The sequence below is a fragment of the Variovorax paradoxus EPS genome (assembly GCF_000184745.1).
Lineage (GTDB): Bacteria > Pseudomonadota > Gammaproteobacteria > Burkholderiales > Burkholderiaceae_C > Variovorax > Variovorax paradoxus_C.
On the sequence record NC_014931.1, the window covers coordinates 2,436,286 to 2,461,085 of the forward strand.

The 24,800-nt window shown below is 67.2% G+C and carries 26 protein-coding genes; 22 read left to right on the plus strand and 4 right to left on the minus strand.

What is annotated here, in order from left to right:
* Nucleotides 1-424: 424 nt before the first annotated feature.
* Entirely contained in the window at nt 425-1,402 is a 978-nt protein-coding gene (locus VARPA_RS11250) for a DUF58 domain-containing protein (protein WP_013540683.1), read from the minus strand.
* A complete protein-coding gene (locus tag VARPA_RS11255) occupies nt 1,399-2,319 on the minus strand; it encodes an AAA family ATPase (protein WP_013540684.1) in 921 nt (306 codons plus the stop codon). The genes VARPA_RS11250 and VARPA_RS11255 overlap by 4 nt, the downstream gene beginning before the upstream one ends.
* Nucleotides 2,320-2,399: 80 nt before the next feature.
* On the opposite strand from VARPA_RS11255, the gene VARPA_RS11260 reads away from it, so the two are divergent.
* From VARPA_RS11260 to VARPA_RS11290, 7 genes are all read left to right on the plus strand, one after another.
* A complete protein-coding gene (locus tag VARPA_RS11260) occupies nt 2,400-3,353 on the plus strand; it encodes a histone deacetylase family protein (RefSeq protein WP_013540685.1) in 954 nt (317 codons plus the stop codon).
* Between the two features lie 39 nt (nt 3,354-3,392).
* Nucleotides 3,393-4,673: a mechanosensitive ion channel family protein gene (locus VARPA_RS11265; RefSeq protein WP_041943519.1), complete on the plus strand. Its 1,281-nt coding sequence runs from the start codon at nt 3,393-3,395 to the stop codon at nt 4,671-4,673.
* 135 nt (nt 4,674-4,808) lie between these two features.
* Nucleotides 4,809-5,558, plus strand: a complete 750-nt coding sequence (locus VARPA_RS11270; protein WP_013540687.1) for an electron transfer flavoprotein subunit beta/FixA family protein — start codon at nt 4,809-4,811, stop codon at nt 5,556-5,558.
* Between the two features lie 2 nt (nt 5,559-5,560).
* On the plus strand, nt 5,561-6,493 hold the full coding sequence (locus VARPA_RS11275; RefSeq protein WP_013540688.1) for an electron transfer flavoprotein subunit alpha/FixB family protein: 933 nt from the start codon (nt 5,561-5,563) through the stop codon (nt 6,491-6,493).
* A gap of 74 nt (nt 6,494-6,567) precedes the next feature.
* Nucleotides 6,568-8,358 (plus strand): acyl-CoA dehydrogenase, encoded by a 1,791-nt coding sequence (locus tag VARPA_RS11280; RefSeq protein WP_013540689.1) that lies wholly within the window; start codon nt 6,568-6,570, stop codon nt 8,356-8,358.
* An 83-nt stretch (nt 8,359-8,441) separates the two neighbouring features.
* Nucleotides 8,442-9,404, plus strand: coding sequence for an NAD(P)H-dependent flavin oxidoreductase (locus VARPA_RS11285; RefSeq protein WP_013540690.1), 963 nt, complete (start codon nt 8,442-8,444; stop codon nt 9,402-9,404).
* A 49-nt stretch (nt 9,405-9,453) separates the two neighbouring features.
* The gene (locus tag VARPA_RS11290) at nt 9,454-10,563 is read left to right on the plus strand and encodes an acyltransferase family protein (RefSeq protein ID WP_041942859.1); all 1,110 of its coding nucleotides are present in this window, start codon (nt 9,454-9,456) and stop codon (nt 10,561-10,563) included.
* On the opposite strand, the gene VARPA_RS11295 is transcribed toward VARPA_RS11290, so the two are convergent.
* Nucleotides 10,560-11,624: an AraC family transcriptional regulator gene (locus tag VARPA_RS11295; RefSeq protein ID WP_013540692.1), complete on the minus strand. Its 1,065-nt coding sequence runs from the start codon at nt 11,622-11,624 to the stop codon at nt 10,560-10,562. The two genes, VARPA_RS11290 and VARPA_RS11295, sit on opposite strands and share 4 nt — an antisense overlap.
* Nucleotides 11,625-11,765: 141 nt before the next feature.
* Between VARPA_RS11295 and VARPA_RS11300 the strand changes: the two genes are divergently transcribed.
* Genes VARPA_RS11300 through VARPA_RS11325 form a run of 6 tightly spaced genes read left to right on the plus strand, consistent with a single transcriptional unit; the run spans nt 11,766 to nt 17,101 of the window.
* Entirely contained in the window at nt 11,766-13,325 is a 1,560-nt protein-coding gene (locus VARPA_RS11300) for a long-chain-fatty-acid--CoA ligase (RefSeq protein ID WP_013540693.1), read from the plus strand.
* A 50-nt stretch (nt 13,326-13,375) separates the two neighbouring features.
* On the plus strand, nt 13,376-14,560 hold the full coding sequence (locus VARPA_RS11305; protein WP_013540694.1) for a lipid-transfer protein: 1,185 nt from the start codon (nt 13,376-13,378) through the stop codon (nt 14,558-14,560).
* Nucleotides 14,561-14,574: 14 nt separating this feature from the next.
* The gene (locus VARPA_RS11310; protein WP_013540695.1) at nt 14,575-15,015 is read left to right on the plus strand and encodes a MaoC family dehydratase N-terminal domain-containing protein; all 441 of its coding nucleotides are present in this window, start codon (nt 14,575-14,577) and stop codon (nt 15,013-15,015) included.
* Nucleotides 15,016-15,029: 14 nt separating this feature from the next.
* Nucleotides 15,030-15,449, plus strand: a complete 420-nt coding sequence (locus VARPA_RS11315; RefSeq protein WP_013540696.1) for a MaoC family dehydratase — start codon at nt 15,030-15,032, stop codon at nt 15,447-15,449.
* A gap of 31 nt (nt 15,450-15,480) precedes the next feature.
* On the plus strand, nt 15,481-16,311 hold the full coding sequence (locus tag VARPA_RS11320) for an SDR family NAD(P)-dependent oxidoreductase (RefSeq protein WP_013540697.1): 831 nt from the start codon (nt 15,481-15,483) through the stop codon (nt 16,309-16,311).
* Nucleotide 16,312: 1 nt separating this feature from the next.
* Entirely contained in the window at nt 16,313-17,101 is a 789-nt protein-coding gene (locus VARPA_RS11325; protein WP_013540698.1) for an enoyl-CoA hydratase/isomerase family protein, read from the plus strand.
* A gap of 30 nt (nt 17,102-17,131) precedes the next feature.
* On the opposite strand, the gene VARPA_RS11330 is transcribed toward VARPA_RS11325, so the two are convergent.
* Nucleotides 17,132-17,554 (minus strand): cupin domain-containing protein, encoded by a 423-nt coding sequence (locus tag VARPA_RS11330; protein ID WP_013540699.1) that lies wholly within the window; start codon nt 17,552-17,554, stop codon nt 17,132-17,134.
* Between the two features lie 166 nt (nt 17,555-17,720).
* On the opposite strand from VARPA_RS11330, the gene VARPA_RS31605 reads away from it, so the two are divergent.
* The 9 genes from VARPA_RS31605 (at nt 17,721) to VARPA_RS11375 (ending at nt 24,782) form a co-directional block, all read left to right on the plus strand.
* Nucleotides 17,721-18,188 carry an ArsR/SmtB family transcription factor gene (locus VARPA_RS31605; RefSeq protein WP_041942860.1) on the plus strand — a complete coding sequence of 156 codons (468 nt, stop codon included), beginning with the start codon at nt 17,721-17,723 and terminating at the stop codon, nt 18,186-18,188.
* Nucleotides 18,119-18,541 carry an SRPBCC family protein gene (locus VARPA_RS11340; RefSeq protein ID WP_080559447.1) on the plus strand — a complete coding sequence of 141 codons (423 nt, stop codon included), beginning with the start codon at nt 18,119-18,121 and terminating at the stop codon, nt 18,539-18,541. Before VARPA_RS31605 ends, VARPA_RS11340 begins: the two co-directional genes overlap by 70 nt.
* A complete protein-coding gene (locus VARPA_RS11345; RefSeq protein ID WP_013540701.1) occupies nt 18,538-19,785 on the plus strand; it encodes an RNA polymerase sigma factor in 1,248 nt (415 codons plus the stop codon). Before VARPA_RS11340 ends, VARPA_RS11345 begins: the two co-directional genes overlap by 4 nt.
* Before the next feature lie 102 nt (nt 19,786-19,887).
* A complete protein-coding gene (locus tag VARPA_RS11350) occupies nt 19,888-20,259 on the plus strand; it encodes a YciI family protein (protein WP_013540702.1) in 372 nt (123 codons plus the stop codon).
* Entirely contained in the window at nt 20,256-20,618 is a 363-nt protein-coding gene (locus VARPA_RS11355) for a YciI family protein (RefSeq protein WP_013540703.1), read from the plus strand. Before VARPA_RS11350 ends, VARPA_RS11355 begins: the two co-directional genes overlap by 4 nt.
* A complete protein-coding gene (locus VARPA_RS11360; RefSeq protein ID WP_013540704.1) occupies nt 20,615-22,189 on the plus strand; it encodes an MFS transporter in 1,575 nt (524 codons plus the stop codon). The genes VARPA_RS11355 and VARPA_RS11360 overlap by 4 nt, the downstream gene beginning before the upstream one ends.
* 47 nt (nt 22,190-22,236) lie before the next feature.
* Nucleotides 22,237-22,434: a hypothetical protein gene (locus VARPA_RS11365; RefSeq protein ID WP_013540705.1), complete on the plus strand. Its 198-nt coding sequence runs from the start codon at nt 22,237-22,239 to the stop codon at nt 22,432-22,434.
* 33 nt (nt 22,435-22,467) lie between these two features.
* Entirely contained in the window at nt 22,468-23,580 is a 1,113-nt protein-coding gene (gene aroC, locus VARPA_RS11370; protein ID WP_013540706.1) for a chorismate synthase, read from the plus strand.
* Nucleotides 23,580-24,782 (plus strand): MFS transporter, encoded by a 1,203-nt coding sequence (locus VARPA_RS11375; RefSeq protein WP_049794404.1) that lies wholly within the window; start codon nt 23,580-23,582, stop codon nt 24,780-24,782. Before aroC ends, VARPA_RS11375 begins: the two co-directional genes overlap by 1 nt.
* The last annotated feature ends 18 nt before the right edge of the window (nt 24,783-24,800 follow it).

Genomic DNA, 24,800 nt, shown 5'->3' on the forward strand with positions numbered 1-24,800 from the left:
AGGGGCTTGGGCACCGAACGGGCCATTGCTTCGCTCGGCCCGAAGGGCGGACACACGCGAGCGCGCGTCCGCCTCGAATCGGTTGTGTGCTTGTGTTTCTTTGGCTTGTTGGATGCCGCAAGGGCCGAGCGCAGCGACGGCCCGGTCTGGCTTGAACGCCGAGCGCAGCGATGGCGCGGCCGAAAGCCCTTCTGTATGCGCCGAGGAGCGGAGCGTTTCGCGGATGAGGGCTCGCCCTTGTTTGAGCGAAGCGAGTTTGGGCGAGACCCCGCGGAACGTGAGCACCGCAGGTTGCCCGAAGCGAAGCGTAGGGACGCAGACAGCAGGGTCGCCTTTCTTTTGCCTACCTTTCTTTGGCGAAGCAAAGAAAAGTAGGTCGCCTGCCGGGGCGAGACCCGGCCTCGGAAAGAAAACCCACAAAACCTCAACATAAAGCCAACGCCTCCAGGCAAGCCCTCCGATGAGCTTCCCCTTGAGATGGCTTCACCACCCGCCCAGCAACCCGAACCCCATAGTCCACCCCCAGTCGATCCGCCATCAACACCCACGCACAAAGCCGCGACACCCGAGCCTCGGTGTCAGCGAGCCCAGCAGCGTGCGCATCAAGCCAGAGCTCCTCGCGCTGCGTGTGCTGCGTATCGCGGCTGACAAGGTCTTCCGACCCAGCCGCCTGCGCACGCGCAGCCTTCTTCCAGACCACCAGCTTGAGCGGATCCCCGCGCCGGTACGCGCGCACACCGTCGTACTCGCCAGCCCCCTGCGCGCGCTGCGCAGCCGAGATGGCGGCCGGCCCCGACAAGGTCTCGCCAGGCGGCAGCGGCGGCGGATGCGCCTCGGGCGCCGGATACACCAGCATCTGCGCCGCGGGGCGCCAGACCGTCCACACGCGAAACGTGCCGAGCGGAAAGCGCGTCTCCGCAGTCAGTGGCGGCACCGGATGCAGCCCACGCCGCTCGGGCAGGAACGCGATCTCGACGGTGGATGTGCCCTCGGCCGGCACATCGGTCCAGGCCCACTGCCCGCTGCCGCGCACCGCCATCCCGATGCCATAGCGCACGCTGCGCCGCTCGTTGTGCAGCACGACGCGGAAGACGGCGGCGGCACCGGCGTAATGCGCCTCGGGCGGCATCATGCGCATCGCGAGGCCGCGCAGCGTGGCGTGGCACACGTGCATGCCCACGGCGACGCTGCCGGCCAACAGAAAGGTCAGCAGGTAGCCGAGGTTGAGCTGGTAGTTGATCGACGCGACCAGCAGCACGAGCAACGTGGCCGCCAGCGTCCAGCCGGCCCGCGTGGGCACGATGTAGACGTTGCGCTGGGTAAGCTCCAGCGTGTCAGACGGCGGCCGCCGGGACAGGAACCAGCCGTCGATGCGCGCGCGCAGGGCGCCGACCGGACTCACGGCAATGGCACCGCCGCGATCATGGCGCGCACCTGCTCGACGGCGCCACGGCCCGCATCGCCCACGGGCGTGAGCCGGTGCGCGATGGTCTGCGGCAGCACGGACTGCACATCGTCGGGCGCGACGTAGTTGCGATTGGCCAAGAGTGCCTGTGCCTTGGCGGCGCGCAGCACCGCGATGCCGGCGCGCGGCGACAGGCCCTGCAGGAACCAGCGGCCCGAGCGCGTGGCGGCGATCAGGTCCTGCACGTAGTTGAGCAGCGGCTCGGAGGCGTGCATCTGCTGCACGCGCTGCTGGATGGCGGTGAGTTCGCCGGCGGTCAGCATCGCGGGCAGGCTCGCGAGCATCTCGCGCCGGTCCGCACCCGAGAGCAGCAGCCGCTCGGCGGCGCGGTCGGGGTAGCCGAGCGAGATGCGCATCAGGAAGCGGTCGAGCTGCGATTCGGGCAGCGCAAAAGTGCCGAGCTGGTCCTGCGGGTTCTGCGTGGCGATCACGAAGAAGGGCGTCGGGAGCGGGCGGGTCTCGCCTTCGATGGTGACCTGCTTTTCTTCCATCGCCTCGAGCAGGGCACTCTGGGTCTTAGGGCTTGCGCGGTTGATTTCGTCGGCGAGCAGCACCTGCGCAAAGATCGGACCGGGGTGGAAGACAAAGGCCTGCTGGCCCCGGTCGTAGATCGCGACGCCCGAAAGATCGCCCGGCATCAGGTCAGCGGTGAACTGAACCCGCGAAAACTGTAAACCGAATGTGTGCGAAAGCGCATGGGCGAGGGTGGTCTTGCCGACGCCCGGCACATCCTCGATCAGGAGGTGTCCTCCAGCGAGCAGGCAGGCCACGCAGTCGCGCACCTGCGCCTCTTTGCCGACAATCACCGTGTTAAGCTGACTCAGCAAAGTGGCAAGCTTCGCAGCAACGTCCATATTTGTATCCATATGCAAACGATACCGTAAGACCTGGCGGCCCCATGCCGCGTGAGGTCTAGACGTGGCGACAGAGACACATGGGCAAGACAGGCTACTTCACACACCGCGACTTCTGGAAGCACGACATGGGCCGGGGTCATCCCGAGTGTCCCGAGCGGCTGGATGCCATCGAAGACCGGCTGCTGCTTACGGGCGTCAGTGACGCGCTCGAGCACTGCGAAGTGCCGCTGGCCACCCTGGAGCAGCTCACCCGGGCCCACAGCGTGGAGCACGTCGAGCTCCTCGAAGAGCTTCATATGCGCCTTGTGGCCGATGAACCCGCCGGCGGCCCCGACCACGCGCAGCTCGACCCCGACACCTCCCTGAATCGCTTCACGCTGCTGGCCGCACGCCGCGGTGCCGGCGCGGCCATCGCCGCGACCGATGCGGTGATCGCCGGCGATATCGAGAACGCGTTCTGCTCGGTGCGCCCGCCGGGTCACCACGCCTGCCGCGAGCGGGCGATGGGCTTCTGCTTCTTCAACAACATCGCCATCGCCGCGCGGCATGCGCTCGAGGTGCATGGCTACGACCGCGTCGCCATCGTCGATTTCGACGTGCACCACGGCAACGGCACCGAGAACATCCTCTCGAACGATCCGCGCGTGCTGATGGTCGGCTTCTTCCAGCACCCGTTCTATCCGTACAGCGGCACCGACCACCCGGCGTCGAACATGCTGAACCTGCCGATCCCGGCGTACACGCGGGGCATGGACGTGCGCGAACTCATCGAGGCCGCGTGGATGCCGCGGCTCGAAGAATTCCGTCCGCAGATGGTGTTCATCAGCGCGGGCTTCGATGCCCACCGCGAGGACGACCTGGGACAGCTCGGCCTCACCGAGAACGACTTTGCCTGGATCACCAGTCGCATCCACGACGTCGCCAAGCGCCATGCGCGCGGCCGCATCGTGTCGATGCTCGAAGGCGGCTACAACCTCGATGCGCTGGCACGCAGCGTGGAAGCGCACATCCGCGTCCTGGCCGATCTGTAACGCCACGGGCGCGAGCACGGCGCCATGTTTTCCGAACCGATGAATTTCAACGACTTCCTACAACGCCTGAAACTGGTCGATGCGACCGGCATCGGCATCGAACTGAGCGTGCTGGTGGCCTGCGTGGCCTTGGCCTGGGCCATCTGCAAATGGTTCGGGCGCGACCAGCCCAAGGACTCCATCTGGTTCGGCGAAAGCACCTTCGACGGTCTGCTGTTCCCGCTGCTCTCGCTGGTATTCACCGATCTGGCGCGGCGCGTGGTCATTGATTTCCAGGCGGTGCTGGTGCTGCGCATCGCGGTGTCGGTGTTCCTGTCGCTCGCTGTCATCCGGCTTTTCGCGCGGGTGCTCAGGGCGGTGTTTCCCACCTCCAACCTGGTGCGGCTGATCGAGCGCACGATCTCGTGGCTGGCCTGGATCGCGGCGGTGCTCTGGATCGTCGGGCTCTTGCCGCCCGTGCTGGCCGAACTGGACAACATCACGCTGGCCTTCGGCAAGACGCGCGTGAGCGTGCAGACCATCTTCCAGGGCGTGCTGTCGGCCGGGCTGGTGCTGGTGATCGCGCTGTGGATCGCCTCGACCATCGAGAAGCGCATCCTGCGCGAGGCCGTCACCGACCTGTCGATGCGAAAGGTGGCGTCGAACGCGGTGCGCGCCTTCCTGCTGCTGATCGGTTTGCTGTTCGCGCTGTCGGCGGTGGGGGTAGACCTCACGGCGCTCTCGGTGCTGGGCGGTGCGCTCGGGGTGGGCCTGGGCTTCGGGCTGCAGAAGCTGGCGGCCAACTACGTGAGCGGTTTCGTGATCCTGCTGGAGCGCTCGATCCGCATCGGCGACAACGTGAAGGTCGACACCTTCGAAGGCCGCATCACCGACATCAAGACGCGCTACACGCTCATCCGCGCAGGCAACGGGCGCGAGGCCATCGTGCCGAACGAATCGCTGATCACGAGCCGGGTGGAGAACCTCTCGCTGGCCGACCGCAAGTTCAATATCACGACCAATATCGTGGTCGGCTACGAGAGTGACGTGGCGCAGGTACAGACGATCCTGTGCGAAGCCGCCAAGGCGCAGCCGCGCGTGATGACCGACCCCGCGCCGGTGGCCTACCTCGTGAACTTCGCGCCCGACGGGCTCGAGTTCAGCCTGCACTTCTGGGTGGCCGACCCGGACAAGGGCAAGGACAACCTGCGCTCGGCCATCAACATCGCGATTCTCGAAGGACTGCGCGGGGCGGGCATCGACATTCCCTATCCGCAGCGCGTGCTGCGCGTGGAATCTTTGCCGCCGGGAATCGCTCCGGCGCCCGACGCTGTTTTATAATCGCTGAAAAGCACGATCGTTCTTTTTTCGGATCCGCAGTACCGACAGGAAGAATGGAGAGGCTGCAAAGGTCGCGTCCTAGAATGACCGGTTGCCCTCGAAGCCCCCTTTTTGCAATCCAATGGAGTCAAGTCAATGAAGGTTCTTGTACCTGTCAAACGGGTCGTCGACTACAACGTGAAGGTGCGCGTCAAGAGCGACGGCACCGGGGTGGACATTGCCAACGTCAAGATGAGCATGAACCCCTTCGACGAGATCGCTGTCGAAGAAGCTGTGCGGCTGAAAGAGAAGGGCGTTGTCACTGAAGTGATCGCCGTCTCCTGCGGTGATGCGAAGTGCCAGGAAACGCTACGCACCGCGATGGCCATCGGTGCGGATCGCGGCATCCTGGTCGAGACCACCGAAGAGCTGCAGCCCCTAGCTGTCGCCAAGCTCCTGAAGGCGCTGGTCGACAAGGAACAGCCCCAGCTGATCATCCTCGGCAAGCAAGCCATCGATGACGACGCCAATCAAACGGGCCAGATGCTGGCTGCGCTCGCCGACCTGCCGCAGGCCACCTTCGCCTCCAAGGTCGAAGTCGCTGGCGACAAGGCCACGGTCACCCGCGAAGTCGATGGCGGCCTGGAAACCATCTCCCTCACGCTGCCGGCCGTCATCACGACCGACCTGCGCCTGAACGAGCCGCGCTACGTCACGCTGCCCAACATCATGAAGGCCAAGAAGAAGCAGCTCGACGTCTTCAAGCCCGAAGACCTGGGTGTGGATGTGAAGCCGCGCCTGAAGACCCTGAAGGTCAGCGAGCCGCCCAAGCGCGGCGCCGGCATCAAGGTGCCTGACGTTGCAACGCTGGTGGACAAACTGAAGAACGAAGCGAAGGTGATCTGAACATGACCGCACTTGTTATTGCCGAACACGACCACGCCAGCATCAAGCCGGCTACCTTGAATACCGTGACCGCAGCGCTGGCTTGCGGTGGCGACGTGCACATCCTCGTGGCCGGCGCCAATGCGGCTGAAGCCGCCAAGGCTGCCGCCCAGATCGTTGGCGTCTCGAAGGTCATCGCCGCCGACAGCCCGAGCCTGGCCGAGAACCTCGCTGAAAACGTGGCCGCTCAAGTCCTGGCCATCGCCAGCAACTACAGCCACATCCTGTTCCCTTCGACCGCCAACGGCAAGAACGTCGCCCCGCGCGTGGCCGCCAAGCTCGATGTCGCTCAGATCAGCGACATCACTTTGGTCGTCAGCCCCGACACCTTCGAGCGCCCGATCTACGCTGGCAACGCAATCGCCACCGTGCAGAGCAGCGATGCCACCAAGGTGATCACGGTTCGTACGACCGGCTTCGACGCCGCAGCCGCCACCGGTGGCAGCGCGACGGTCGAAACCGCTGAAGGCGTCGCCGACAGCGGCAAGAGCAGCTTCGTGGGCCGTGAAGTCACCAAGAGCGAACGCCCCGAACTGACCGCCGCCAAGATCATCGTCTCCGGTGGCCGCGCCTTGGGCAGCGCCGAGAAGTTCACCGAAGTGATGGCGCCTCTGGCCGACAAGCTCAACGCGGGCCTGGGCGCCAGCCGCGCAGCCGTCGACGCGGGCTACGCCCCGAACGACTGGCAAGTGGGCCAGACCGGCAAGATCGTCGCACCGCAGCTGTACATCGCGGCGGGCATCTCGGGCGCGATCCAGCACTTGGCCGGCATGAAGGACTCCAAGGTGATCGTGGCGATCAACAAGGACGAGGAAGCGCCGATCTTCTCGGTGGCCGACTACGGCCTCGTGGCCGACCTGTTCGTGGCCGTGCCCGAACTGGTCAAGGCGCTCTGACCGAATCGCTGCATTGAGCCGGAGGGCATCGTTCGCGATGCCCTTTTCGTATCCGCTGTATCTGGAGACAAGACATGAGCTACACCGCCCCCCTCAAGGACATGCTGTTCGACATCGAGCACCTGGCCAACATCGGCGAGATCGCCAAGCTGCCGGGCTTCGAGGACGCCGGCCTCGAAACCGCGCAGGCCGTGCTCGAGGAATGCGCGCGCTTCAACCAGGACGTGGTCGCGCCGCTGAACATCGAAGGCGACCGCAACCCCTCGTCGTTCAAGGGCGGTGAAGTCACCACCACGCCGGGTTTCAAGGACGCTTTCGCGCAGTACGTCTCGGGTGGCTGGCAAGGTCTTCAGCATCCGGCGGACTTCGGCGGCCAGGGCTTGCCGAAAACCATCGGTGCGGCCTGCGGCGAGATGCTCAACTCGGCCAACATGAGCTTCGCGCTGTGCCCGCTCTTGAGCGATGGCGCCATCGAAGCGCTGCTCACGGCCGGCTCCGACGAGCTCAAGGCCGTGTACCTGGAGAAGCTCGTGAGCGGCCAGTGGACCGGCACGATGAACCTCACCGAGCCGCAGGCCGGCAGCGACCTTGCGATGGTGCGCAGCCGCGCCGAGCCGCAGCCCGACGGCACCTACAAGGTGTTCGGCACCAAGATCTTCATCACCTACGGTGAGCACGACATGGCCGAGAACATCGTGCACCTCGTGCTGGCCCGCGTGACCGGCGCGCCCGAAGGCGTGAAGGGCATCAGCCTGTTCGTGGTGCCCAAGTTCATGGTCGGCAAGGACGGTGCCCTCGGCGAGCGCAACGATGTGCACTGCGTGAGCATCGAGCACAAGATGGGCATCAAGGCCTCGCCGACTGCCGTGCTGCAGTACGGCGACAACGGCGGTGCCGTGGGCTACCTCGTCGGCCAGGAGAACCGGGGCTTGGAGTACATGTTCATCATGATGAACTCGGCCCGCTATGCGGTGGGCATGCAGGGCATCGCAATTGCCGAGCGCGCTTACCAGCACGCGGTGGCCTACGCGAAGGACCGCGTGCAAAGTCGCCCGGTCGATGGCTCGATCAACGCCAGCGCACCGATCATTCACCACCCGGATGTCAAGCGCATGCTGATGACGATGCGCGCCTACACCGAGGGCTGCCGCGCGATGGCGTCGGTGGCCGCCGCCGCCTACGACGCCGCGCATCACCACCCCGATGCGGATGCGCGCAAGCAGAACCAGGCCTTCTACGAATTCATGGTGCCGCTGGTCAAGGGCTACAGCACCGAGATGAGCCTCGAAGTGACTTCGCTCGGCGTGCAGGTGCACGGCGGCATGGGCTTCATCGAGGAGACGGGCGCGGCGCAGTACTACCGCGACGCGAAGATCCTCACGATCTACGAAGGCACCACCGCGATCCAGGCCAACGACCTCGTGGGCCGCAAGACCGCGCGTGACGGCGGCCAGACCGCCAAGGCGATTGCGGCGCAGATCGAGAAGACCGAAGCCGAACTGGCCAAGAGCGAGAGCGCCGCAGCCGCGTCCGTGCACAAGCGCCTGAAAGCCGCACGCGAAGCCTTCATCGAAGTGGTCGACTTCGTCGCGGGCCAGACCAAGGCATCGCCGAACGCGGTGTTCTCGGGCAGCGTGCCGTACCTGATGCTCGCGGGCAACCTCGTAGCCGGTTGGCAGCTTGCGCGCTCGCTGATCATTGCGGAAGACCTCGCCTCGCGCAGCTTCGACACCGATTTCATGCTCGCCAAGATCGCCACCGCGCGCTTCTACGCCGAGCACATCCTCAACAAGGCGCCGGGCATCCGCGACAGCATCGTCGATGGCGCCGAGAGCGTCACGGCCCTCGCGCTCGACGCGTTCTGAGCCGCGTTCCGTGTCGCCCACCTGACCGGCGGCACGGGCCTTCCTCTCTTATAAAACCGAACCCATTCCCGGAGACAACAAACATGTCCAAGCTGCCCCCCGTCCTCGCGAACCTGCCGCTGCCGATCATCGGCTCACCGCTGTTCATCATCAGCAACCCCAAGCTCGTGATCGCGCAATGCAAGGCCGGCGTGGTCGGCTCGATGCCGGCGCTCAACGCACGCCCCGCGGCGCAACTCGAAGAGTGGCTGATCGAGATCACCGAAGAGCTCGCGGCTTACAACAAGGCCAACCCCGACAAGCCCGCCGCACCGTTCGCCATCAACCAGATCGTGCACAAGAGCAACGACCGCCTCGAGCACGACATGGAGATGGTCGTGAAGTACAAGGTGCCGATCGTCATCACCTCGCTGGGCGCACGCACCGATGTGAACGATGCGGTGCACAGCTACGGCGGCGTGACGCTGCACGACATCATCAACAACAAGTTCGCGCAGAAGGCGATCGAGAAGGGCGCCGACGGCATCATCGCCGTGGCGGCCGGTGCCGGCGGCCATGCGGGCGTGAAGAGCCCGTTCGCGCTGGTGCAGGAAATCCGCCAGTGGTTCGACGGCCCGATCGCGCTGTCGGGCTCCATCGCCACCGGCGGCGCGGTGCTCGCGGCGCAGGCCATGGGCGCGGACTTCGCCTACATCGGCACCGCCTTCATCGCCACCGAAGAGGCGCGTGCGAGCGACGACTACAAACAGGCCATCGTCGACGGCAACTCGGACGACATCGTCTATTCGAATCTCTTCACCGGCGTGCATGGCAACTACCTCGCGCCCAGCATCGTCGCGGCCGGCATGGACCCCGCGAACCTGCCCGAAGGCGACGTGAAGACCATGAACTTCGGCGGCGGCGAAGGCAGCAAGGCCAAGGCCTGGAAAGACATCTGGGGCTCGGGTCAGGGCATCGGCGCCGTGACCGAAGTGGCCAGCGCCGCGGCCTTCATCGAGAAGCTCAAGCGCGAATACCAGGAAGCACGGCAGCGGCTCGCGCTCTGAGCCTCGGCTGACTGTGTCTTCCGCCATCGCGCCCCCGTCGCTGGGGCGCATGCCGCTGCTCGACGCCGCGAAGGGCATCGCCTGCGCGGTGATCGTGGGGCATCACCTCTCGCGTTATGGCCCGATGCCGGCGGGCGCCTACGGGCTCGCGCCCGATTTCTTCGGATGGCTGGCCGACGACGGCCGGCTTGCGGTGCAGGTGTTCCTCGTGATCGCGGGATTCCTCGCGGCGGCGAGCCTTGCGCCGGATGGCCTCTTGCGCGTCGACCGGCCCATCGCGCGCATCCTTCAGCGTTATGGACGGCTGGTGATGCCGTACCTGGCCGCGCTCACCGTCTGCGTGCTGGTGGCCGCGCTGGTGCGGCCGTGGCTGGATGAAGACGTGGTGCCGGCATCGCCGAGCATCGGGCAGCTTTTTGCGCACGGGTTTCTGCTGCAGGACCTGCTGGGCTACGAATCGCTCTCCACCGGCGTCTGGTACGTGGCCATCGACTTCCAGTTGTTCGCGCTCGCATTGATGCTCGTCGGCCTCCCGGCCATGTTGAGTCCGCCGGCACCGGGTGTGGTGAATCCATCGTCGCGATGGATGCCCGTGCTGCTGGTGCTCGCGCTGGCCGTGACCTCGCTGGTGCTCTTCAACCGCAACGCCGCCCTCGACGACACCGCGCTGTATTTCTTCGGCGCCTACGGGCTCGGCATGCTGGTGTTCTGGATCGGCCGCGCGACGCGTGCCAGCACCTGGCAGGGCGCAGTGGCGCTGCTGGTATTGGTCGGGGCGGGCGCGCTGGCGATCGAATGGCGCAGCCGCATCGCTACTGCGCTTGTCACGGCGCTGCTGATCGCGCTCGCGCAGCACAGGCATTGGCTGTCGCCCGCCAAGTGGCCGCTGGCAGCGGTGCCGTTGCAGCGCCTGGGGCGCATGTCGTACTCGCTGTTCCTCATCCACTTTCCGGTGCTTCTCGCGATGAATGCCCTCGTCGCGAACCTCGCGCCGCATGGGCCGTGGGTCGACCTGTTGGGGATGGTGGCGACCTTTGGACTTTCCGTGGCGGCGGCGGCATTGCTCTACCGCTGGGTCGAGGCGCGCCCGGCATCGTGGCGCGCCGTGTTCGCGTTGTTCGCCGCGTTGCTGCTCAGCGGCATCGCCGTTTCGCTCTAGCCCGAGCCCGCGGGCGGGCCGTTGCCTGCACGAGGCGCCGCGCGCGCCGCCGCCGATCGGTACGAGCCCGGCGCACCGCCGGTCCACGTCTTGAAGGCCCGTTGGAACGCCGCGCTGTCGGCAAAGCCCAGCTCCTCGGCCAGCGCCGCGAGCGGCACGCTGCTGGTGTTGAGCCGCACGATGGCCACGTCGCGCCGCAGCTGGTCCTTCAGCGACTGGAACGACGTACCTTCCGTCGCCAGATGGCGCTGCAGCGTGCTGACCGACATGTGCAGGCTGTTCGCCGTGGTCGCGAGATCGGCCCACGCGGGCCGGTTCTGCTGCAGCACCGCGCGCACCTTCGCGCTCACGGCCTGCTCGGCCAGCCGGGGCAGGATCACATTGGCCGGCGAGGCCGAGAGGAAGACCTGCATCGCGTGCGCGTCGCGATGCATCGGCGTGGCGAGCGCGCTCGCGTCGAACCACATGGCCGTCAGCGGCTGGCCGAACTGCAGCGGGCCGGGGAACACCTTGGCGTAGCCGTCGGCGTACGGCGGCAGCTCGAAGCCGAAATCGAAACGCCGCGCCACCAGCCGGCCGCCATGCAGCCACGCGAAGAGCCGCCAGTACACCCGCAGCATCAGCTCGTGCAGAAAGTTCTGGTGTGGCGCCCGCAGGTTGTTCAGCCTCAGCCCGAAGCCCGCGAGCGGGCCCTCGTGGAGGAGCACCAGCGAGAGGTCGTCCTGCAACAGGCTGAAGGTGTGCGCCACGCGCCGCAGCGCCACTTCGAAGGTCGGTGCGCCCAGCGTGGAACGCAGCATCAGCGCGAAGCTGCCGCGGCGCAGGCGCCGCGTGAGAAAGCACAAGGCCTCGTCGTCAAGCCGCTTCATCAGCAGCGCGAACAGGTCGACGTACTGCTCGGCGGTCACGCGCGACGCTGTTTCTTCGAGCAGCGACGGCGCGATGCCGGCGTCTTCCAGCGCGATGCCGATGTCGACTGGCGCATCGGCACCCCGGGCTCGGATGCCCGACAGCATGCCCTGGACGAAGGCGATCGGAATGGTGACGGGTGGTTGCAGCATGGGGACGCAGCGATCAGACACCAAGCACGCCGCCGTGTCGATTGACGTTTTCTGCAATGCGATCGAAGCGAAGCGCAATCGCCGGGCGGGGGCCGGATTTCTACCATCCGGCAACACCAAAAGAGAGACGGAGACATCGCCATGTACATGACCCAGCCGCTGCACCGCAGCCTGCAGCAGCACCCCGACAAACCGGCCGTGCAATTTGCCGGCCGCACGCTCAGCTTTCGCGAATACGGAGAACGCGTCGCGCGCCTGGCGGGCGCGCTGCAGAAGCTGGGCATGCGGACGGGCGACCGCGTGGCGATGCTCTCGCTCAACTCGGCCCGCTACCTCGAATACCAGATGGCCGTGCCCTGGGGCGGTGGGGTGCTCAACCCCTGCAACATCCGCTGGTCGGCCGCGGAAATCCTCTACTCGCTGGAGGACTCGGGCTCGACCATCCTGCTGGTCGACGAGACCTTCCGCCCCATGGTCGAGCAGATGCGCGAGCAGGCCACGAGCCTGCGCGAGGTGATCTACTGCGGCGACGGCGCGCTGCCCGCGCGCATGCACGGCTACGAAGCGCTGCTCGATACGGCAGCGCCCGTACCCGACGCCGCCCGCCGCGACGAGGACCTGGCCGGCATCTTCTACACCGGCGGCACCACCGGTTTCCCGAAGGGCGTGATGCTGAGCCACACCAACATGGGCAGCTCCGGCCTTGCCCTGCATGCCGAGCGCCTGGCGCCGCCCGGCGGCTGCTACCTGCACGCCGCGCCGATGTTCCACCTGGCCGACATGGGCCTGGCCACGCCGCACTGGCTCGAAGGCAACACGCATTCGATCATCCCGATGTTCAGCCCCGAGGGCGTGCTCCACGCCATAGAGAAAGACCGTGTCACCCACATCCTGCTGGTGCCCACCATGATCCAGATGCTGGTGGACCACCCGGCGATGCGGGAGCCGCGCGACCTGGCGAGCCTGAAGTGCATCGCCTATGGCGCATCGCCGATCTCCGAGTCAGTGCTCAATCGCGCGATGGATGCCTTCCCGGGCGTGGACTTCGTGCAGGCCTACGGCATGACCGAGCTCTCGCCCTTGGCCACCATCAACCCCGCGCGCAACCACACGGCCGAGGGCCGCAAGCTCGGAAAGCTGCGCTCGGCCGGCCGTGCGAGCTACTGCACCGAGGTGCGCATCGTCGACGCCGACGGCGCCGAGGCGCCGCGCGGCACCGTGGGCGAGATCGCGGTGCGCGGCCCCAACGTGATGCAGGGCTACTGGAACAAGCCCGAGCAAACGGCCGCCGCCGTGCGCGACGGCTGGATGCACACCGGCGACGGCGCCTACATGGACGATGACGGCTACGTCTTCGTGGTCGACCGGCTCAAGGACATGATCATCAGCGGCGGCGAGAACATCTACTCGGCCGAGGTCGAGAACGCGATCACCCAGCATCCCGCGGTGGCGGCCTGCGCGGTCATCGGCATCCCGAGCGAAGAGTGGGGCGAGGCGGTGCACGCGGCGCTGGTGCTCAAGCCGGGGCAGGGCATTCGCGACGACGAGCTCATCGCGCACTGCAAGACATTGATCGCGGGCTACAAGTGCCCGCGCAGCGTGGCCATCGTCGATGCGCTGCCGCTCTCGGGTGCGGGCAAGGTGCTCAAGACCAAGTTGCGCGAACCGTTCTGGCAGGGCCGCCAACGCAGCGTCGCCTGACATTCTTTCTTGCAAACCATTTTTCCAATCCGAACATCAAGGAGACCTTCATGAGTCAAGACGTCTACGTGGTCGGGGTCGGCATGATCCCCTTCACCAAGCCGGGCGCGAACCAGCCCTATCCGCAGATGGCGGCGCACGCCACCAACGCCGCGCTCAAGGACGCGGGCATCGGCTACGAGCTGATCCAGCAGGCGTACGTGGGTTACGTGTACGGCGACTCCACCGCCGGCCAGCGCGCGCTGTACGAAGTGGGCATGACGGGCATCCCGGTCGTCAACGTCAACAACAACTGCTCGACGGGTTCGACCGCGCTCTTCCTCGCGCGCCAGGCCGTGGCCAGCGGCGCCGCCGATTGCGTGCTCGCGCTGGGCTTCGAGCACATGAGCCCCGGCGCGCTGGGCGCGGTGTTCAACGACCGCCCGAGTCCCTTCGACAATTTCGAGACCATCACCGACGAGCTGGTCGGCAACGAGCAGGTGCCGCTCGCGCTGCGCTACTTCGGCGGCGCCGGCCTCGCGCACATGCAGCAGTACGGCACGCAGATGTCCACCTTCGCGAAGATCCGCGCGAAGGCCAGCCGCCATGCGTCGAACAACCCGGTGGCGCTGTTCCGCACCGTCGTCACCGAAGACGAGGTGATGGCCGCGCCCGTCATGTGGCCCGGCGTGATGACGCGGCTCATGGCCTGCCCGCCCACCTGCGGCGCGGCCGCGGCCATCGTGTGCTCGCCGCGTTTTGCCGAACGCCACGGCCTGGACCGCAGCGTGCGCATCAAGGCGCAGGCCATGACCACCGACCGCCCCGTGACCTTCGAGAGCCGCGACATGCGCGAGGTCGTCGGCTTCAGCATGGCGCAGGAAGCCGCGCAGAAGGTGTACGACGCGGCCGGCGTCGGGCCGCACGACATCGACGTGGTCGAGCTGCACGACTGCTTTGCGCACAACGAACTCATCAGCTACGAGGCGCTGGGCCTCTGCCCGGTCGGCGGCGCGGAGAAGTTCGTGGTCGACGGTGACAACACCTATGGCGGCAAGGTGGTGACCAACCCGTCGGGCGGGCTGCTGTCGAAGGGGCATCCGCTCGGGGCGACGGGCCTTGCGCAATGCACGGAGCTGGTCCAGCAACTGCGCGGGACCGCAGACAAGCGACAGGTCGAAGGCGCGCGAATGGCGCTGCAGCACAACCTCGGGTTGGGCGGCGCCTGCGTGGTCACGTTGTACGAACGCGTCTGAGGAACAAGCCAAACATGATCGACAAGAAATGGATAGGCCACGAGCTGCCCGCCTCGGTGCTCCCCATCGAGCGCACCCGGCTGCAGTTCTTCGCCAAGGCCATCGGCGAGACCGATCCGGTCTACACCGATGCCGCCGCCGCACGCGATGCGGGCTACCCCGATCTGCCCGCGCCGCCCACCTTCCTGTTCGCGGCCGAGCTCGATTCGGGCGCCTCGAGCCGGATGCTCGACGACCTGCAGATCCCGCTGTCGAAGCTGCTGCACGGCGAGCAGAGCTTCAGCTATCACCGGCCGGCCTGCGTGGGCGACACGGTGACGGTGCGCTCCACCATCAGCGACATCTACGACAAGAAGAACGGCGCGCTCGAATTCGTCGTGAAGACCTCGCGCGCCACCAACCAGCGCGACGAGCTCGTGGCCGAGCTGCGCACGGTTATCGTCTGCCGCCACTGACGAAGGAACGCACGATGACCACCGCCACCTACGACAGCATTCAAATCGGCGACGAGCTCCCGGCGCTGCAGCTTCCACCAGTCAACCGCACCACGCTCGCGCTCTTCGCGGGCGCTTCGGGCGACCACAACCCGATCCACATCGACACCGACTTCGCACGCAAGGCCGGCATGCCCGACGTGTTCGCGCAGGGCATGCTGGGCATGGCCTGGCTCGGCCGGCTCGTCACGCAGTGGGCGCCGCAGTCGCAACTGCGCCGCTTCGACGTGCGCTTCCAGGGCATCACCCACATCGGCCATGCGGTGCGCTGCACCGGCCGCGTGGTCGAGAAGCTGGAGCACAACGGCGAGCGCTGCGTTCGCGTCGAGGTGCTGAGCGCCAACCAATACGGCCAGGCCCGCATCGCCGGCGAGGCGCTGGTGGCGCTGCGCTGATCGATCCATTCCAACGAAAGAAAAAATCAACATGACACTCAAGCTCGAAGGCAAGGTCGCCCTCATCACCGGCTCGGGCCGCGGCATCGGCCGTGCGATCGCGCTCAAGCTCGCTTCCGAGGGCGCACGCATCGTGGTCAACGACCTCGATGCCGAACCCGCCGAAGAGACCGTCGAGGCCATCCGTGCCGCGGGCGGGCAGGCCGTGGCCTGTGTCGGCAGCGTCTCGGCGCCGGACTTCGCCGAGCGCTTCGTCGGCACCGCGGTGAGCGAATACCAGGGCCTCGACATCGTCGTGAACAACGCCGGCTACACCTGGGACAGCGTCGTGCAGAAGATGACCGACGAGCAGTGGTACGCCATGATCGACGTGCACCTCACCGCGCCATTCCGCATCCTGCGCGCGGCGCAGCCGGTGATCCGCGCGCTCTCCAAGGCCGAGGGCGAAGCCGGTCGGCGCGTGGTGCGCAAGGTGGTCAACATCTCGTCGGTGGCCGGGCTCTTCGGCAATGCCGGGCAGACCAACTACTCGACCGCCAAGGCCGGCATCGTCGGCATGACGCAGACGCTCGCCAAGGAATGGGGACGCATGAACGTCACGGTCAACTGCGTGGCGTTCGGCTTCATCCAGACCCGGCTGACCGCGAGCACCGCCGATGCGTCCACCGCCAACATCGAAGGGCGCGAGATCAAGGTCGGCGTGAACCCCGGGCTGCTCGCGATGATGGAGCAGTCGATTCCACTCGGCCGCGGCGGCACACCCGAAGAAGCGGCCGGTGCGGTGTACCTGCTGTGCGCGCCCGAGTCGGACTACGTGAGCGGCCAGACGCTCATGTGCACCGGCGGCTTGACCGGCATCTGACATGGACACCGTCGAAGGCATCGCCTGGGGCGTACGCGACGACATCGGCCGCATCGTGCTGAAGCGGCCCGGCAGCGCGAACGCGCTGACATCGCCGAGCGCCCGAGCCCTGGTCCGAGCCATCGACGAGGTACTCGAACAGAAGCCGCGCGCCGTCCTGTTGACCGGCGAGGGCAAGACCTTCTGCGCGGGCGGCGACATCGACGAATTCGTGGCGGCCGGCGAGCGCTTGCCGGAACTGGTGAACGAAATCCTCGACGGGCTTCATCCCGCGCTGCTGCGCCTGGTGACGAGTCCGGCGCCGCTGGTGGTTGCGGTGAACGGACCGGCCGGCGGTGCGGGCGTGGGGCTCGCGCTGTGCGGCGACTTCGTGCTGGCGGCGGAGTCGATGAAGCTGCGCACGGGCTATGCGGCCATCGGCCTCTCGCCGGACGCGGGCGCCTCGTATTTCCTGTCGCGCCGCGTGGGTCCGGTGCGGGCGCAGCAATGGCTGATGCTCAGCGAACCCATCGACAGCCAGCGTTGCCTGGCGACGGGCGCGGTCGATGCGGTGTATCCGGATGCGGAACTCGCCGCGGCGAGCGAGGCGCTGGTGGCGCGGCTGGCGGCCGGTGCGAGCGCGTCGTTCGCGGGCATCAAGGCGCTGTGCGGCGGTGCGCCAGACCGGTCGATCGAAGAACATTTCGCGATGGAGCAGAAGCTGCTGCGCGACCGCGCGGGCAGTGCGGATGCGCGCGAAGGCGTGGCGGCGTTCGTCGCGAAACGGGCGCCGCGTTTCACCGGCCGCTGAGCACGTCGCTCGCTCAGCCGTCGCAGCCCTTCAGGCCCAGGGCGTGGGCGGCGGAATTTCGCACACCGGCTCGACGTCGATGCTCTTGAAGTCCGCCGGCGAGACGATCTCCAGGTACTCCATGTCGGGGGAGTAGTCGAACAGGAAATGCCGGATGCCCGGGCGCTGGTGCACCACGTCGCCGGCCTCGACCAGCGTTTCCTTGTCTTCGTACATGAAGCGGGCCCAGCCCTTGAGCATGATGACGATCTGGAAGTCCGCCTCGTGGCGGTGCCAGCCGGTGCCCGTTTCCGGTGCCATGTTGGCCTTGACCAGATGCGCGATGACCTTGCCGTTGGTGGCCTCGGCCACGCCCAGGTCGCGGTAGAGGAAGAAATCGCGCAGGCCCCCCGAGACGAACTCTGTGTCACCGGGCTTGACGTGGGAGAACTGGGTGGCGGTACGGTCCAGCATGGGGCGCTCCTTCGCAGGGTGGTTGTGTTGCGCCGCAGCACGCATAAAGCGTTCCTGAGCCGAGGTCTTTGTTTCGTGGGCGAAGGCATCCGTGACTTTCTGCGCGCTCGCCAACAGCTGGGGTCAATCCTTGACGCCTTGGTGGGCGCTTTCCATACTCAACCGCATGGTTCACCCAACCGCCCCTCCTGAAGCCGCGACCCTCGACGCCGTCTTCGCCGCGTTGTCCGATTCCACGCGCCGCACCGTGCTCGAAACCCTGGGCGAGCGCAGCCTCAGCGTGACCGAGCTTGCCGAGCCGCATGGCATGTCGCTGACCGGCTTCATGAAGCACCTGCGCGTGCTCGAGAACGCCGGCCTCATCTCGCGCACGAAAGAGGGTCGCATCGTGCGCTGCGAATTCTCGCCCCGGCCCATGCAAGAGGCCGCCGTGTGGCTGTCGCGCTACGAGAAATTCTGGACCGGGCGCCTCGATGCACTGGCGCGCTTTCTCTACCACCAGGAGCAGACCGAATGGCAAAACCTGCCGACCGAGACACCGAAGAACAAGAGCGCCCCTCGCTCATCCTCCGCCGGCACTACCGCGTCGCGCCCGAAAAAGTCTGGCGCGCCTGGACCGACCCGCAAGCGCTGAAGCTCTGGTTCGGGCCGGGCGAAATTGTCTCGGTGCCGCGTGTGGACATCGACCTGCGCGTCGGCGGCCGATTTCGCGTGACGATGCTGGCCGACGATGGCGAGACGCACGACGTAAGCGGCACCTACCTGGAGGTCGTACCGAACCGCAAGCTCGTCTTCAGCTGGGCCTGGCGCAGCACGCCCGAGCGCGAATCGCGCGTCACGGTGCAGATCGAGCCAGACGGCGATGGCTGCGAACTCATGCTGCTGCACGAACAGTTCTTCGATGAAGCGGCGCGCGACGGCCACAACCACGGCTGGAGCGGCGCCCTTGTCAAGCTCGAACAATGGTTGAGCAGCGCAATCGCATGACCGCACCGGTCGCCGACGCCATCGACGCGATCTACCGCACCGAGTCGCGCCGCATCTTCGCCACGCTGGTGCGGCTGCTCGGCGACTTCGACCTGGCCGAAGAGGCGCTGCACGACGCCTTCCGTAGCGCCCTCGAGCAATGGCCGCGTGATGGCGTGCCCGCGAACCCGCGCGCCTGGCTGGTGTCGGCGGGGCGATTCAAGTCCATCGACGGCATCCGCCGGCAGGCGCGCTTCACCGCATGGGACGACGCGGTCGAGCACACGGCGGCCCTTGCGGACCCGGCCCCGGCGTGGGACGACGACACCGAGGACCTCGAAGACGACCGCCTGCGCCTCGTCTTCACCTGCTGCCACCCGGCGCTCGCGCCCGATGCGCAGGTGGCGCTCACGCTGCGCGAGGTCTGCGGCCTTGCCACCGAGGAAATCGCGCGTGCTTTTCTCGTGCCCGCGCCCACCATCGCCCAGCGCATCGTGCGCGCCAAGGCCCGCATCCGCGATGCGCGCATTCCGTACCAGGTGCCGTCGCTGGCGGAGTTGCCCGAACGGCTCGATGCGGTGCTGCGCGTGGTGTACCTCGTGTTCAACGAGGGCTATGCGGCCTCGTCGGGCGAGAGCGTCACGCGGGCCGATCTCTCGGCCGAGGCGATCCGGCTGGGCCGGCTGCTGGTCGACCTGCTGCCCGACCCCGAGGCGCTCGGCCTGCTCGCGCTGATGCTGCTGCACGATTCGCGCCGCGCGGCCCGCACCTCGCCCGAAGGCGAGCTCGTGCTGCTCGATGCGCAGGACCGCGGCCTCTGGAACCGGGCGCAGATCGGGGAGGGCGAAGCGCTGGTCGAGCGCGCATTGCTGTCGCGCCGTTTCGGCCCCTATGCGCTGCAGGCCGCCATCGCCGCCGTGCATGCGGAAGCCAGCGAGGCTGCTGCCACGGATTGGTCGCAGATCGTCGGCCTCTACGACGTGCTGCTGCGCCTCGATCCGTCGCCCGTGGCCGAACTCAACCGCGCCGCCGCCATCGCCATGCGCGACGGGCCCGCGGCGGGGCTGGCGCTCATCGATGCGCTGCTCGCGCGCGGCGAGTTGGCCGACTACCACCTGGCCCACGGCGCCCGCGCCGAACTGTGCCGCCGCCTGGGCCGCATCGACGAAGCGCGCGCCGCCTACGAGCGCGCGCTGTCGCTGGCGCGCCAGTTGCCCGAGCGGAAATTCCTGGAGCGGCAACTGACCCTGCTGCACCTCAAGTAGATTTTTTTGATGCCGCCCGTGCCGGACATGTCGATTTCCGGCATCGGCAATCGACCAGTGGTGTCCACATTCCATCTTCAAGGACTTCAAGGAGATAGCGCCATGAAATACCTCTGCCTCGTTCACTACGACGAAGCGGTGATCGACACGATGCCGCCCGACGAACTCAAGGCCCTGGGCGACGAGTCCCACGCCTACGATCGCGCGCTCGAAAGGGCCGGCCACTACATCGCCTCGAACGCGCTCGAATCCGTGAAGACCGCCAAGGTCGTGCAGGTGCGGGGCGGCAAGCGCTCCCATGTCGACGGCCCCTACGCCGAGGCGCGCGAGCAGCTCGGTGGCTTCATCCTGATCGAGGCGCGCGACCTCAATGCAGCGATCCAGTTGGCGGGGCGCATTCCCATGGCGCGCTACGGCGCCATCGAAGTGCGGCCCATCGAAATCATCGCAATGACTGGGGGGAATGCCGCATGAGATACCTTTGCCTGATCTATGGAACCGACGAACAGACGAGCCACCTCTCGCCGCACGAGATGAACATGTACATCGACGAACACATCGACTACGACGCGCAGTTGCAGGCCCGCGGCAAGCTCGTCGCCTCCGAAGCGCTGCAGCCCGCCGAGACGGCGACCGTCGTGCGCATGCGCCGCAACAAGCTCTCCGTCACCGACGGCCCCTTTGCCGAGACCAGCGAATATCTCGGTGGCTTCTATCTGGTCGAAGCCGGGAGCGACGAAGAAGCACTGGAGCTCGCGGCCGGCATTCCGTCCGCGCGCTTCAGCAGCGTCGAGGTGCGGCGGGTCAGGGGCGGCGGAGCGCGAACGCCATGAGCGGCGCGCATCCCGCGTCGCCGCCCGCCCGTGCCACGGTGCGCGAATGGACCGGCCTGGCCGTCATCGCGCTGCCGTGCATGCTCTATTCGATGGACCTCACGGTGCTGAACCTCGCGATCCCGGCGATCAGCGAGGAGCTCAAGCCCACGGCCTCGCAGTTGCTCTGGATCGTCGACATCTACGGCTTTTTCGTGGCGGGCCTGCTGGTCACCATGGGCACGCTGGGCGACCGCATCGGACGGCGCCGGCTGCTGCTGATCGGCGCTGCCGCGTTCGGCATCGCCTCGGTGCTGGCGGCTTTTTCCAGCAGCGCGAACATGCTCATCGCCACGCGCGCGCTGCTCGGCGTGGCGGGCGCAACGCTCGCGCCCTCGACGCTCTCGCTGATCCGCAACATGTTCCTCGACCCGGCGCAGCGCACCGTAGCCATCGGCGTGTGGATCTCCAGCTATTCGGCCGGCGCCGTCATCGGGCCGGTGCTGGGCGGGGTGCTGCTGCAGTTCTTTCCGTGGGGCTCGGTGTTCCTCATCGGCGTGCCGGTGATGGTGCTGCTGCTGGTGCTCGGGCCGCTCCTTCTGCCCGAGTACCGCGACCCGGAGGCGGGGCGGCTCGACCTGGCCAGCGTGGCACTGTCGCTGGCGGCGGTGCTGGCCGTCATCTACGGCATCAAGCAGATCGCCGAGCACGGGCCCGACGTGGTCCCGGCGCTGTCGATCGCGGTGGGCGTGGCCCTGGGCTGGGTGTTCGCGCGGCGGCAGAAGCGGCTCCCCAATCCGATGATCGACCTGCAGCTCTTTCGCCTGCCGGCCTTCACTGTCTCGCTCGCGGCCTACATGCTGGCGTGCTTCGTGATGTTCGGGCTCTTTCTCTACAACGCGCAGTACCTGCAGCTTGTGCTCGGCTTGTCGCCGCTGCATGCGGGGCTCTGGAGCGTGCCGAGCGCGGCGGCTTTCATCGTGGGGTCGATGGTCGTGTCCGCGCTCGTGCAGCGCATGCGGCCGGCCTACGTGATGGGCGGCGGGCTGGCCGTGGCTGCCGTGGGGTTCGCGATGCTCGTTGTGCTCCCTGCGCAGGGTGGATTGGCCTGGATGGTGGCGAGCGCGGTCATCTCGTCACTCGGCCTCGCGCCGGTGTTCACGCTGGCCACCGACGTGGTCGTGGGCAGCGCACCGCCCGAGCGGGCCGGCGTGGCCTCGGCCATTTCGGAGACCAGTTCCGAGTTCGGCGGGGCGCTGGGCATTGCGATCCTGGGCAGCATCGGCGCGGCGATCTATCGCAGCACGATGGCCGACGCGGTGCCCGCGGGGCTGGCGGGTGCGGTCGAAGTGGAGGCCGCGCGCAGCACGCTCGGCGGCGCGGTGGCGCTGGCCTCCCAGCTCACCGGGAGCGCGGGCGCCGAACTGCTCGACGCGGGCCGCGCCGCGCTGCTGCACGGCCTGCGCCTGACGGCCGGCATCTGCGCGGCCGTGCTGCTGGTCGTGGCCGGGCTCGTCGCCTTCCGATTGCGCGGGGCGGGGGAGGCCAATGCCCCTCGGACACCGGGTGCCGCCGCATTGCCGGAGCGCTGACGAACACCCATACTGGGGCTTCCACGACGAGACCAACGGAGCCTCCCATGAGCAACGAACTGCGCAAGAAGCTGCACGACCTGGCCGAGCTGGCCGAGAACACCACCGACCCGCAGACCAAGGCCATCGTCGAGGCCATCCGCCTGCAGACGGCCGTGCTGAACGAGCGGCTCTTCGCGATCGAGCTGCAGGTGGGCGCGCTCACGAAGCGCCTCGAGAACACGTCCGAAAGCACGACCGGCTGAGGGGGCGGCCGCTTTGTAGGGATAATCCCGGCCATGAGCGGCAACACTTTCGGAACACTTTTCGCGGTCACCAATTTCGGCGAATCGCACGGCCCGGCCATCGGCTGCGTCATCGACGGCTGCCCCCCGGGCATGGCATTGAGCGAGGCCGACATCCAGGGCGATCTGGACCGCCGCCGCCCCGGCACCAGCCGCCACGTCACGCAGCGCAACGAACCCGACGCGGTGCAGATCCTCTCCGGCGTGTACGAAGGCAAGACCACCGGCACGCCCATCGCCCTCCTGATCCAGAACACCGACCAGCGCAGCAAGGACTACGGGCAGATCGCCCAGCAGTTCCGCCCCGGCCACGCCGACTTCACCTACTGGAAGAAATACGGCATCCGCGATCCGCGCGGCGGCGGGCGCTCCTCGGCGCGGCTCACGGCGCCCATGGTGGCGGCCGGCGCGGTCGCCAAGAAGTGGCTGGCCGAAAAATACGGCATGGTGTTTCGCGGCTGCATGACGCAGATCGGCGAAATCGTCATCCCCTTCGAGAGCTGGGACCATGTGCCCCACAACCCGTTCTTCGCCCCCATCGCCGACGTGAGCGCGCTGGAGGACTACATGGACCGCCTGCGCAAGGCCGGCGATTCGTGCGGCGCGCGCATTCGGGTCACAGCGACGAACGTGCCCATCGGCCTCGGCGAACCGCTCTTCGACAAGCTCGATGCCGAAATCGCCTACGCGATGATGGGCATCAACGCGGTGAAGGCGGTGGAAATCGGCGCCGGCTGGGACAGCGTCACCCAGCGCGGCACCACGCACGGCGACTCGATCACGCCGACCGGCTTCGTCACCAACAACGCGGGCGGCATCCTGGGCGGCATCAGCTCGGGACAGGACCTCGAGGTGAGCATCGCGATCAAGCCCACGAGCTCGATCATCAGCCCGCGCCAGTCCATCGACGTCAACAACAACCCCGTCGAGGTGGTCACCAAGGGCCGTCATGACCCTTGCGTGGGCATCCGTGCGACGCCCATCGCCGAGGCGATGCTCGCGCTGGTGGTGATGGAGCACGTGCTGCGCAACCGCGCCCAATGCGGTGACGTGCAGACCGACGCGCAGAAGACCGAAGCCGCGTCCCCGCAGGCGTCTTTCCTCTAGTGTCCGCCCCGCCACCCGTGGTCGCCCAGCGCGGCCACCTGCTGGCATTCGCTGGTCTGTCGGCCAGCTATTTCGCGCACATCGGTTTCTTCAACCCCTACCTGCCGCTGTGGCTCAAGGAGTTGGGGCTGCCGATCTTCACGATCAGCCTCCTGGCCTCGGTGCAGTCGGTCACGCGTGTGTTTGCGCCCTATGCCTGGGGCGCGCTCAGCGACCACACCGGCCACCGCGTGATGCTGCTGCGCTTCAGCGCGGCCGTGGCGCTGGTCAGTTCCTTCGGACTCTGGTGGCACGGCGGCGCGTGGTGGCTTGCGCTGGTGCTGCTCGTGATGTTCACCCACACCAGTTCGATGATGTCGCTCACCGAAGCGGCCATGGCGCAATTGGTAGCGGGCGACTGGGGGCGCTATGGACGCATTCGCCTGTGCGGCTCGGCAGGTTTCCTCGTCACGGTGTTCTTCGCGGGCGAGTGGTTCGAGCGCTTCGGCATGAAGCACTTTCCGGCGTGGGCGGCCGGCACGCTGGCCATCGTGCTCATCGCGACGATGAAACTGCCCGACGTGCGCGAGCCCGTGGCGGCGCACGATGCCGTGAAGGAGCCCATCGGCCCCGTGCTGCGCAACCCGGTGGTGCGGTGGTTCTTCGCGTCCCTGTTCTTCCAGGTGATGTCGCACTTCTCGGTGTACGCGTTCTTCTCGCTGTATCTCGACTCGATCGGCTACGGCAAGAGCACCATCGGCCTACTGTGGGCGCTGTCGGTGGTGGCGGAGATCGTCTGGTTCTTTTTGCAGGGCCGCCTCATCGGCTTGTTGCCGATGCCGCGGTGGATGCTGGTGTGCAGCATCGCCGCGGTCGCGCGGTTGGGGCTCACCGCGGGGCTGGGTGGCTTCATCGCCGCGCTGGTCATCGCGCAATGGCTGCATGCGCTGAGCTTCGCGGCGCATCACACGACGTGCATCGCCGTGGTGTCGCGGCGCTTTCCGGGACGGTTGCGGGGGAGAGGGCAGGCGCTCTTTACGGTGATCGGATATGGGTTCGGTGGGGTTCTGGGTGTGCTGCTCGGCGGGGCTGTCGCGCAGGAGTTTGGCTATCGGGCGATGTTCACCGCAGCGGCGGTGTTGGCTGTGGTGGGCAGCCTTTGCGCATGGCGCGTGGTGAAGCTGGAGCAGGTCGAACGAAGCGGCTCGACAGGCCGTGGCTGAGCGGTGAGTTGACTTTCG